This is a genomic window from Kitasatospora sp. NPDC058190 (assembly GCF_042883685.1).
Classification (GTDB): Bacteria; Actinomycetota; Actinomycetes; order Streptomycetales; family Streptomycetaceae; genus Kitasatospora.
Genome location: NZ_JBHVVI010000062.1, coordinates 42703 through 54500, shown reverse-complemented (window position 1 = coordinate 54500; position 11798 = coordinate 42703). Strand labels below are relative to the sequence as shown.

The 11798-nt window shown below is 76.0% G+C and carries 4 protein-coding genes; all 4 read left to right on the top strand.

What is annotated here, in order from left to right; genetic code table 11:
• Positions 1-77 precede the first annotated feature (77 nt).
• The 4 genes from ACFVWU_RS26265 (at position 78) to ACFVWU_RS26250 (ending at position 11796) form a co-directional block, all read left to right on the top strand.
• Positions 78-5570, top strand: coding sequence for an SDR family NAD(P)-dependent oxidoreductase (locus ACFVWU_RS26265; RefSeq protein WP_387625411.1), 5493 nt, complete (start codon positions 78-80; stop codon positions 5568-5570).
• Positions 5567-8683 carry an amino acid adenylation domain-containing protein gene (locus ACFVWU_RS26260; protein ID WP_387625409.1) on the top strand — a complete coding sequence of 1039 codons (3117 nt, stop codon included), beginning with the start codon at positions 5567-5569 and terminating at the stop codon, positions 8681-8683. The genes ACFVWU_RS26265 and ACFVWU_RS26260 overlap by 4 nt, the downstream gene beginning before the upstream one ends.
• A 72-nt stretch (positions 8684-8755) precedes the next feature.
• Complete coding sequence (locus ACFVWU_RS26255) at positions 8756-10597, top strand: amino acid adenylation domain-containing protein (RefSeq protein ID WP_387625407.1); 1842 nt, start codon at positions 8756-8758, stop codon at positions 10595-10597.
• The gene (locus tag ACFVWU_RS26250) at positions 10594-11796 is read left to right on the top strand and encodes an argininosuccinate synthase-related protein (RefSeq protein WP_387625405.1); all 1203 of its coding nucleotides are present in this window, start codon (positions 10594-10596) and stop codon (positions 11794-11796) included. The genes ACFVWU_RS26255 and ACFVWU_RS26250 overlap by 4 nt, the downstream gene beginning before the upstream one ends.
• Positions 11797-11798: the final 2 nt, after the last annotated feature.

The window sequence follows — 11798 nt, the reverse complement described above, 5'->3', positions numbered from 1 at the left end:
CAGGGCACCCCCTGCCCGGCCCGGCCGCCGGCCCCGTGAGCCGCGTCGATCACCACCCCGTAAGGAGAGAAAGTCCGATGTCCACCCACGCCCCCGGGGGCCCGGCCACCGCAGCGCCCGACCTGCCGGACGCGATCGCCGTCACCGGCCTCGCCTGCCGGTTCCCCGGCGCCCCCGACGCCGGGACCTTCTGGGCCAACCTGGTCGCGGGCCGGGAGAACATCACCTTCCGCACCCCCGAGGAGCTGGCGGCCCTGGGCGTCCCCGCCGAACGGCTGGCCGACCCGCGGTTCGTGGGGGCGGGCGGCGTGCTGGAGGGCCTGGAGGAGTTCGACGCCGAGTACTTCGGCATCCCGCCCCGGGACGCCGAGCTGATGGACCCCCAGCACCGGCTGTTCCTGCAGTGCACGGTGGCCGCGCTGGAGGACGCCGGACAGCTGACCGACCGGGTCGAGGGTGGTGTGGGCGTCTACGCCTCGGCCGGCTTCAACTCCTACCTGACGCACCAACTGCTGCCCCGCGCGTCCCACCTGGCCGACCGGGCCGAGGTCCAGTGGCTGGCCGCGGGCGACAAGGACTACCTCGCCACCCAGACCTCCTACCGGCTCGGCCTGACCGGCCCGAGCCTGAGCGTGCAGAGCGCCTGCTCCTCCGCCCTGGTCGCGGTCCACCTGGCGGCCGAGGCGCTGCTGAGCGGCGAGTGCGACGTGGCGCTGGCCGGGGCCGTCTCCGCCGGGGTCGGCCAGGGACTGGGCTACCTGCACGCGGAGGGCGGGATCCTCTCCGCCGACGGGCACTGCCGTCCGTTCGACACCGCGGCGACCGGGACGGTCTTCGGCAGCGGCGTCGGCGTGGTGGTGCTCAAGCGGCTGGCCGACGCCGTCGCCGACGGCGACACCGTCCGGGCCGTCCTGCTCGGCTCGGCGGTCAACAACGACGGGAACCGCAAGGTCGGCTTCACCGCACCGAGCCTGGACGGTCAGGTCCGGGTCATCTCGGCGGCCCAGTCGGTGGCCGGGGTCACGCCCGGCGAGGTCTCCTGCCTCGAGGCGCACGGAACCGCGACGGCACTCGGCGACCAGATCGAACTCGCCGCGCTGGCCCGGGTGTTCGGCGACGCCCCGGACTCCCGCCGGGTGCTCGGCGCGGTCAAGTCCAACGTCGGCCACCTGGACACCTGCGCCGGGATGGCCGGGCTGATCAAGACGGTGCTCGCGCTGCAGCACCGCACGCTGCTGCCGACCGTCCACTTCGAGAGCCCCAGCCCCGAACTGGACCCGAGCCTGTTCCGGGTGCTGACCGAGGCCGAGCCGTGGCCCGGTGCGGACGGCGCCCGGGTCGCCGGGGTCAGCTCCTTCGGCATCGGCGGCACGAACGCCCACCTGATCCTCCAGGACGCTCCCCCGCTGCCGACCGTACCCGCCGGGCCGACGGCCGAGTGGGAGCTGCTGCCGGTGTCCGCCCGCACCGAGCAGGCGCTCGACCGGGCCACCGAGCGGCTCGGCGCGGCACTGGCCGGGCCGACCGCGCCCGCGAGGGCCGACGCCGCGTTCACCCTGCAGACCAGGCGCAAGCCCCACGCGTGGCGACGCGCCGTCCTGGCCGGGCAACGGGACCAGGTGCGTTCCCGTCCGGTCCGGGCCGTCGGGAACGGCCCGGGGGTCGCCTTCCTGTACCCCGGACAGGGCGCCGGCCGCCCGGGCATGGCCGCGGAGCCCTACCGCGCCGAGCCGGTCTTCCGCGCCGCGCTCGACCGCTGCCTGGACGCCATGCGGCCGTGGACCGCGGCGCCGCTGCGGGCGCTGCTGCTCGACCCGGCCCACGCGGACCTGTTCGACCGGACCGAGGTCGCCCAGCCGGCCCTGTTCGCGGTGGAGTACGCGCTCACCGCGTGGTGGACGGCGCTCGGCATCCGGCCGGTCGCGCTGGCCGGGCACAGCGTCGGCGAGTTCGCGGCCGCCTGCGCCGCCGGGGTCTTCGAACTGCCCGGTGCCGCCCGGCTGGTGGCCGAACGGGGCCGCCTGATGGGCACCATGGCGCCCGGCGCGATGCTGAGCGTCCCGTTGCCCGAGCCGGAACTGCGCGCGCTGCTGGACGACCCCGACGGCCCGGAGCTCGCCGCGGTCAACGCGCCGGACCGCTGTGTGGTGGCCGGCGCCCCCGACGCGGTGGCGCGGCTGGCCGAGCGGCTGGCCGCGCTCGGCGTCGCCGCCCGGCCGCTGGCGGTCCGGCACGCCTTCCACTCTCGGGACGCCGAGCCGCTGCTGGCGGAGTTCGCGCGGCTGGTGGCGAGCGTCCCGGTCCAGGCGCCCGCCCTGCCGATCGTCTCCGGCCTGACCGGGCGTGAGCTGACCGCGGAGGAGGCCGCCTCGCCGGAGTACTGGGCGCGCCAGCTGCGGCACACCGTCCGCTTCGCCGACGCGCTCGCCGCACTGCCGGGCGACGGCCCGCTGCTGGAGCTCGGCCCCGGCCGGGGCCTGACCGGCTTCGCCGTCCGGACCCTGGGCAACGACCGGCCGGCCCTGCCCGCCCTGGACGCCGCCGCGGCCGGACCGCAGCAGCCGCCCGCACGGCTCACCGCGCTGGCCCGGCTGTGGGAGCGGGGTGCCGAGGTCGACTGGTCGGCCCTCGGCGAGCGGGGCGGCCGTCGGCACGTCTCCCTGCCGGGCTACCCGTTCGAGCCCGTCCGGCACTGGTTCGAGCCCGCCGAGGACGCCCAACCCACGGTGCCCGCCGGGGCCGCCGGGCCCGCCGAGGCCGCCCTGGCGCCGACCTCCGACGGCGTGGACTCCTGGCTGCACGTCCTGTCCTGGACCCCAGCCCTCCCGCCGTCCGGCACCGGGTCCGTCCCGCCGTCGGTGCTGCTGCTCGCCGACGAGTCCGGTCTGGCCGGGCCGGTCGCCGAGCGGCTCACCGCGGCCGGTGCCGAGGTCGCCCTGGTCCGCGCCCGCGGCGGAGGGTTCACCGCGGACGGCGCCTCGTTCACGCTCGACCCCGACGACCCCGCCGCCTTCCCGGCGCTGGCCGCCGCCCTGAGCGAGCGCGGCACCCCGCCGGACGCGGTGGTCTCCTGCTGGGCCCTGGACGACCCGCCGCTGGAGCGGGCCACCCCGGGCGAGGCGGCCGAGGGCGCCCTGCGCTCGCTCGCCGTCCCGATCCAACTGGCCCGCGCCCTGGGCGAGGTGTTCCCCGGTCGGCCGCTGCGGATGCTGCTGGTGACCGACGCCGCCCACGGGGTGCACGGACAGCCCGCACGCACCCCGCAGGCCGCCGCCGGGCTCGGCGCGGTCCGGGTGCTGCCGCAGGAGGTGCGCGGGCTCACCGCGCAGGCGCTCGACCTGGACTGCCCGTCCCGGGAGCCCGCCGAGCTGGCCCTCGCAGCTGAGGCCGTGGTGGCGCAGCTGTGCTCCGAGCACGCCCCGGCACCGCTGACGGCCGTCCGCGGCCGGGCGCACCTGGTGCCGGTCCCGGACCGGCCCGTCCTCACCGACCCGGCCGCACCGCAGCCCGCCGCGCCGTCCGGCCCGTGGCTGGTCACCGGCGGGCTGGGCGGGGTCGGCCTGGCCGTGGCCGGCCGGCTCGCCGAGGAGGCCGACCGGACTCTCGTCCTGCTGACCCGTCGCGCGATCCCCGACGGTGACGGCTGGCGCAGCCTGCGCCCCGAGGGCTCGGCGCCCGCCGGGAGCTGCCCGCCGGAGCTGGCCGAGGCCCTCGCCGGGCTGACCGCCCACGGCGCCCGGCTCTGCCTCGTCCAGGCCGACGTCACCGACGAGGCCGCGCTGGCCACCGCGCTCGACGCCGTCCGGGCCGCGTACGGCCCGATCGTCGGGGTGGTGCACGCCGCCGGGGTGCCCGGTGGTGGCGTCGCCGCCCTGCGCGGCCCTGAGGAGATGGCGCGGGTGCTCGCCCCCAAGGTGCTCGGCACCGTCCTGCTGGAGCGGCTGACGGCCCGTGACCGGCCGCTGCTGGTGCTCTGCTCCTCGGCGCTGACGGTCACCGGCGCGGTCGGCCAGGCCGACTACACCGGGGCCAACGCCTTCCTGGACAGCTTCGCCACCGGCACCCGGGCGGCGGTGTCGATCGGCTGGGACCGCTGGTCGCAGACCGGCATGGCGGTCCGCTCCGGGCTGCGCGACCGGCTCGACAGCGGCGAGGCGCTGGACCACGCCCTCTTCGACGCCCGCCGCACCGAGCCGGACGGGGCGGTGGAACTGCGGCTGCGCCACGCGGAGCAGACGAGCTGGCCGGCCGAGGAGCACCGGATCGGCGACGTTCCGGTCGTGCCCGGCACCGCACTGCTCGAACTCGCCGTCGCCGGGCACCGGTTGGCGTTCGGGGACGGGCCGGTCGAGCTGGATGCGGTCTTCACCCACCCGTTGCGGATTCCCGCCGACCAGCCACCGCAGGTCACCCTGCGGCTGCGTCCGGCGCCCGACGGCGGGCACCTGTGGGAGGTCCGCTCCGACGCCGCGCCGTCCAGGCCGCACGCCCAGGGCCGGATCGCGCCGTACCGCGGCGGCTCCCCCGAGCGCCTCGACCTCGACGGGCTCGCAGGGCGCTGCGCCCCCGCCGCCCGGTCCGCCGACCAGGTGCCCGGCGGGGCGAGCGGGCTGCGCACCGGGCCGCGTTGGGAGAGCGTGGTGGAGGTCCGCGAGGGCGGGCACGAGGCGATGCTGCGGCTGCGCCTGCCCGAGCCCTTCCACGGCGACCTGGCCGCGCACCCGTTGCATCCCGCGCTGCTGGACACCGCCACCGGCGCCGTCACCGCCCGGACCGGCAGCCACCTGCCGGTGGCCTACCGACGGTTGGTGGTGCTCGGCCCGCTCGGCCCCGACGCCGTGGTCCGGGTCCAGCGCCGCTCCGGTGCGGCCGGGATCAGCGGCACGCTGGTCGTCGACGTGGTCGTCGCCGAGCCGGACGGCGCGCCGAGTGTGCTCGTCGAGGGCTTCGTGCTGCGCCCGGCCCCGGCCCCCGGCCCGGACACCGCGGCCGGTCCGGCCGTCGATGCCGAGCAGATCGGGATCCCGACCCGCGAGGGCCTGCTGGCGTTCGACCGGATCCTGGCCAACCGTCACCTCCCGCACGTGCTGGTCAGCCCCCGTGCGGCCGGCCGGACCGCCCCGCGGGCCGCCGTCGGCGCCACGGCCGCCGCCGCGCCGCAGGACGCCGCGCCGGCCGATCCCGAGGAGCTGGAGGAGCGAATCGCCGCGGTCTGGTCCCGGCTGCTGGGCGTGCCCGACATCGGCCCGGAGGACAGCCTCTTCGAGCTCGGCGGCGACTCCCTGCTGATCGTCCAGATCACCGGCGAACTCCAGCGGATCGGGCTGGCCGTCTCCCCCGGCGACCTCTTCGCCCACCCCACCGTCGGGCAGCTCGCCGCCCGGCTCCGCGCGGACCGCGAACCGGCCGCCGAGCCCGCGCCCGACACCCCCGCCCCGCCCACCGCTCCCGCCGGACCCGACCCGGCCCCGTCGCAGGGGTCGCGCGAGGCCTTCTCGGACGCGGACCTCAGCGAAGACGATCTGGCCCGGGTACTCGCCCTGTTCCGGTCAGGAGAGGACACCAAGTGAACGACATCGAGGACATCTATCCCCTCTCGCCCACCCAGGAGGGGATGCTCTACCACAGCACCACCTCCCCCGAGCACGGCCTGTACGTCGAGCTGACCACCTTCCGGGTGCGCGGCGAGCTGGACCTCGCCGTGCTGGGCGCCGCCTGGCAGCGGGCGATCGCCAGGCACCCGGTGCTGCGCACGGCCTTCGTCCGGGAGCGGATCCGCACCCCGCACCAGGTGGTGCTGCCGAAGGCGGAGCTGCCGATCGAGTTCCGCGACCTGACCGGCCTGGACGAGCCGGCCCGCGCGGCAGCCGTCGCCGAGGAGCTGGAGCAGCGGGCCCGCGAGCGCTTCGACCTGACCCGGCCGCCACTGATGCGGCTGCTGGTGCTGCGCCTGCCCGGCGAGCACCTGGTGGTGTGGACGTACCATCACCTGCTGCTGGACGGCTGGTCCGCCGCGCTGCTGCTGGCCGAGGTCACCGCCGGGCTGTCCGGCGACACCGCCGAGCTGCCCGCGCCGCCGCTCTTCCGCGACTACATCGCCTGGCTGGGCCGCCAGGAGCCCGAGCGTGACCGGGCGTTCTGGACGGACTACCTGGCGGGCCACCGCGAACCGGCAGCGCTGAGCCTGCCCGGGATGCGTCCGGGCGCCAAGCCGTCCGGCGAGTTCCACACCGTACGGGCGGCGCTGCCCGCCGGGACCCTCGCCACGCTCCGGCGCCTGGCCGCCGCCCGGGCCACCACGTTCAGCGGCCTGGTCGAGGCGGCCTGGGCGGGGACGGTCGCACGCCATTCCGGCCGCGACGACGTGGTGGTCGGCGTGACCGTCTCCGGGCGCCCGGTCGGCCTCGACCGCGCGGAGCAGATGCTCGGCATGTTCATCAACACCGTCCCGGTGCGGGTGCGGATCGACCGGGAACTCCCTGGCGACGAGTGGCTGACCCGGCACGCCGCCACCCGCCACCCCGTGCTGGACCACCAGCACACCGCGCTGACCGACATCCAGCGCTGGGCCCAGAGCGCCCCCGGCGTACCGCTCTTCGACACCGTCGTGGTGGTCGAGAACTACCCGGACCGGACCGAGGCGGTGCTCTCCCACGGCGCGGTCACGGTCGATGACGTCCGCTACGAGACCCGGACCAATTACCCGGTCACCCTGGTCGTCCGGGCCGCGGCGGACCTGCAGCTGCAGGCGGTGGTGGACGCCGGCCGGATCACCCCGGACGAGGCACGGGCGCTGCTCGACCACGTCGTCGCCGTGCTGACCCGCTTCGCCACCGAGCCCGGCCTCCCCGTCGGAGAGCTGCTGGCCGTCCCCGAGGCGACCCGTGCCCGGCAGCTCGACACCTGGAACGGCAGCGAGGTCGACCGCAGCGAGCCGGCCGCCCTGCTGGCCGGGCTGATCGACGAGGCGGTTCGCAGCCGGCCCGACCACCCCGCTGTGGTCGACCCGCAGAACCGGTACAGCTACCGGGAGTTGGACCTGCGGGCCGGCGCCCTGGCCCGGCGGCTGGCCGAGCAGGGGGTGCGCCCTGGGGGCCGGGTGGGCATCTGTCTGGGCCGTGGCGCCGACCTGGTGACCGCGATGCTGGCGGTCGCCCGCGCCGGGGCCGCGTTCGTCCCGCTCGACCCGGCCCACCCGGTGGAGCGGATCGGCCTCGTCCTCGAGGACGCCGCGCCGGCCGTGGTGCTCGCCGACGCGACCGGAGCACCCGCGCTGGCCGGCTGGGACGGCACCGTCGTCGACCTCGCCACCGTCGACCTCTCGGCCGAGCCGGCCGCCGCCGAACGCCCGGACACCGACCCGGACGGGCTCGCCTACCTGATGTTCACCTCGGGCTCCACCGGCCGCCCCAAGGGCGTCGCCGTCGGCCACCGGGCCCTGGCGAACCTGGTGGACAGCCTGGCCCGCCGTCACCCCGGCCTGGACGGCGACACCCGCTTCCTCGCCCTCACCACGCTCAGCTTCGACACCTCGCTGGCCGAACTGCTGGTGCCGCTCGCGGTCGGCGGGACGGTCCACGTGGGCGGCCAGGCCCTCGGGCTGAGCGGCCGGGAGGTCGACCGCTACAGCCTGGAGCACGGCATCACCGCGCTGCAGGCCACCCCCTCCCGATACCGGGCGCTGCTGGACTCCGGCTGGCAGGGCGCCGGCCGGCCCCGGCTCTACAGCTGCGGCGAGGCCTTCCCCGCGGACCTGGCCGCGCCGCTGGCCGAGCGCGGCTCCTCGGTGTGGAACATGTACGGACCGACGGAGACCACCGTGTACTCCAGCGTCGAGCCGATCACCGCCGACACCACCCGGGTCACCGTCGGCCGGCCGATCTCCAACACCGTGCTGCACGTGCTGGACACCGTCGACGGCGCGCTGCTGCCGGTCGGCTGTGTCGGCGAACTGTGCATCGGCGGCGACGGCGTGGCCCAGGGCTACTGGCGGCGGCCCGAACTGACGGCGGAGCGGTTCGTCACCGACCCGTTCACCGGCGGCCGGATGTACCGCACCGGTGACCACGCCCGCCGCCTGCCCGACGGCAGGATCGAGCTGCTCGGCCGGATGGACCGCCAGCTCAAGCTGCGCGGCTACCGGATCGAGCCCGGCGAGATCGAGCAGGTGCTCCTCGCCCTGCCCACGGTGGCGGCCGCCGCGGTCGCCGTACGGGAGGGCCGCCTGGTCGCCTGGGTGGTGCCGGCCGACCGGGACGCCCCGCTCGACGCCCCCGGGCTCCAGGCCGAGCTGCGCCGCTCGCTGCCCTCGTACATGGTCCCCGAGGCGGTCGCCGTCCTCGCGGAGCTGCCGCTCACCCCGGCCGGCAAGACCGACCTGCTCGCCCTGCCCACCCCGGCACAGTCCGGCGACGAGGCCGCGCCGGCCGCCCGGCCCGCCGGGGCGGCGGACCACGAGGCGCTGGTGACCCGGCTGTTCGCCGAGGTCCTGGCGCTGCCGGAGGTCGGTCCGGACGACGACTTCTTCGAGCTGGGCGGCGACTCGCTGCGCGCCCTGCGCCTCCTCTCCCGGCTGGAGGCGGAGCTCGGACGCGAGCTCGACATCGAGCTGCTCTTCGACGCGGCCACGGTCCGCGAACTGAGCGCGGCCATCGGCCCGGCCCCCGACGCCACCGGCCAGTGAACCGACCGGCGTCCCGGCCGGTCCCGGCCGGGACGCCCCTGCACCAACCACACCGATTGGACATGAACCGCCATGGCTAGCACTACGGCCACGCTTCTCGACGACGACCAACGCCGGCTCGACACCCTGCTGCTGTCCCGGTGGGACGCCGACCCGGCGCACCCCGCCGTGGTCGACGGCGACCGGGTGCTGCCCGCGGGCGAGCTCCGGGACCGGACCGTGCGGGTCGCCTCGCTGCTGCGGGAGCGGGGCGTGCGCCCGGGCGAGCGGGTCGCGGTCTACCTGGAGCGCTCGGCCGACTTCGTGATCGGCGTGACCGGCGTCGTCCTGGCCGGCGCCGCCCAGGTCGCCTTCGACGTCAACGACCCGGTGGCCCGGACCCTCGACATGCTGGCCGACTGCGAGCCCCGGCTGCTGATCACCACCCCCGAACTGCGCTCCCGCTTCCCCGTCGACCTCGGCATCGAGGTGGTCACCGTCACCGAGTGCGCGGCGGCCGAACCGGCCGTCCCGTTCGAGCCCGCGGCCGACCTCGCCGAGCAGCCCGCCGTGGTCATCTACACCTCCGGCTCCACCGGCCGGCCGAAGGCCTCGCTGATCCCGCACCGCGCGGTGACCACCCGCCTGCGGGCGCTGCAGCGCAGCCACGGCCTGGGCCCGTCCGACCGGATGCTGCACCACACCGCGTGCAGCTTCGACATGTTCCTGATCGAGGTGTACTGGCCGCTCATCACCGGCACCACCGTCGTCATCGCCGCCCCCGGCCGCCAGCGCGACGCCGACTACCTCGCCGAGACCATCCGCTCGGCCGAGATCACCATCTTCTACTGCGTGGTCTCGCTGCTGGAGCTGTTCCTGCTGGCCCGCGGGCCCGAGGAGCGCTTCGACGGCCTGCGGCGCGTCCTCACCGGCGGCGAGCCGCTCGCGCCCGAGCTGGTCCGCCGCTTCCACGCGCAGTCCACCGCGCCGCTCACCAACCTCTACGGGCCGAGCGAGTGCACCATCTACTGCACCGCCTGGGTGCCCCCGCGCGATCCGGACCTGGACACCGTCTACATCGGCCCGCCGATCGAGGACACCACGCTGTGGATCCTGGACGAGGACGGCAAGCCCGTACCGGACGGCGAGCCCGGCGAGCTCTACATCGGCGGCGCCGGCCTGGCCCTCGGCTACCTCAACCGTCCCGAGCTCACCGCGGAGCGGTTCGTCCCGGACCACCTCGGCGACGGCTCCGGCCCGCTCTACCGCTCGGGCGACCTGGTCCGCACCCACCCGGTGGGCGGCCTGGAGTTCCTGGGCCGGGTCGACCTCCAGGTGAAGATCCGCGGCTACCGGATCGAACTGGGTGAGATCGAGTCCGCCGCCCTGCGCGTGCCCGGGGTCCGGCAGGCGGCGGCGGTCGCCCACGGCAAGGGAAGCGACGCCCGCCTGGTCGGCTTCCTGGTGCTCGAAGGGGACCCCGAGCCCGCTGCCGTCACCGCCGCCGTGCGCGAGACGCTGCGCGGCGCGCTGCCCTCGTACATGGTTCCGGCGGCGTTCACCACCCTGGCCGCCATGCCGCTGACCGCGAACGGCAAGCTGGACCGCGCCCTGCTGACCGAGCGGGCCGGGGAGGTGCTGCCCACCGTCAGCGCCGCCGGCACCACCGCCACCGGGCCGCAGGCTCCGGCCGGTGACAACCTGGCCGCCGTGGTCACCGGGGTGTGGTGCGAGGTCCTCGGGCTGCCCTCGATCGGCCCGGACGACGACTTCTTCGACATCGGCGGGGACTCGTTCAAGGTGGTGCGCGCCGTACGGAAGCTGGAGTCGCTGCTCGGCGTCGAGGTCCCGATGGACCTCGCGTTCGACGAGCCGACAATCGCGGGCTTCACCGCCGCCCTGGCCGAGCACGGGGTGGAGGGATCGGCGCGATGACCTCGCAGGTCCTCCGTTCCTTCGGCGAGCTCGACGCCATCGCCCGCGACCCGTCCGCCCCCGTCGTCACCCTGTTCAGCGGCGGGTTGGACAGCAGCTACCTGCTGCACCGCCTGGTCCGGGCCGGCGCCCGCAACATCCACGCCGTCAGCGTCGACCTCGGCGAGGACGAGAGCAGCGAGCACAAGCAGCGGATCGCCGACCTGCTCGGCATCCGGCTCCACCTGGTCGACGGCAGACAGGAGTTCGCCGAGGACTTCGTCCGCCCGGCCATCGCCGCGCACGCCGTCTACCTCGACACCCATCCCGTCAGCTCCACGCTCAGCCGGCCGCTGATCGCCAAGGTCGCCGTCCGGACCGCACACGAACTCGGTGCCACCACGGTGCTGCACACCGCCAACCGCTCCCAGAACACGCTGCGCCGACTCAACGGCGCCCTCGAACTGCTCGGCTTCGCCGGCCACTACGGCAGCCCGTACGACCTGGACCCGGTGGACCGGCACCAGAAGATGCGCGAGCTCAAGGAGGCCGGCCTGGAGCAGTTGAGCGGGCGGCTGGTCAGCGGCGACTCCAACCTGTGGTGCCGGGAGTTCGAGTCGGGGATCCTCGACGACCCCGAGGACCACGCCGTGCCCGAGGAGCTCTACCGGTGGAGCGCACTGCGCCCCGCCGAGGCCCCGGAGACGGTCGAGGTCGCCTTCGAGGCCGGCCGACCCGTCGCCGTGGACGGCCGGCGGCTGTCGCTGACCGAGCTGATCGACACCCTCAACCACCTGGTCGGCGCCCACGGACTGGGCCGCTACAGCGGACTCGAACACCTGGGCCACGGGCCGAAGGTGCTGGAGATCCGCGAGATGCCCGCCGCCTGGCTGCTGTTGCGCTCGCGCCGCCACCTGGAGACGGCCACCCTCTCGGCCGAGCTGCTGCGGGAGAAGATGCACCAGGAGCAGCTGTGGGTCCGCGAGGCCCTGGAGGGCCGCTGGTTCGGCGAGCTGCGCGCGGCCAGCCAGGCGTTCGTCGAGGTCTGCTCGGCGCGGGTCACCGGGTCGGTGCGCTGGCGGCTCTCGGCCGGCTCGGCCGAGACCCGGGCCATCGTCGCCGACCGGCCCCGCTACCTGCGCGACCGGGAAGCCTGGGAGCACCAGTCAGTCGCCGCCGAACGGGCGGCGTTCACCCCGATCCGGCCGCAGGAGCGCTGAGC

Excerpts from the sequence above, each read along its gene's own strand:
- ACFVWU_RS26250 (WP_387625405.1), top strand. The coding sequence starts at position 10,594 with ATGACCTCGCAGGTCCTCCGTTCCTTCGGCGAGCTCGACGCCATCGCC.
- ACFVWU_RS26265 (WP_387625411.1), top strand. The coding sequence starts at position 78 with ATGTCCACCCACGCCCCCGGGGGCCCGGCCACCGCAGCGCCCGACCTG.
- ACFVWU_RS26255 (WP_387625407.1), top strand. The coding sequence starts at position 8,756 with ATGGCTAGCACTACGGCCACGCTTCTCGACGACGACCAACGCCGGCTC.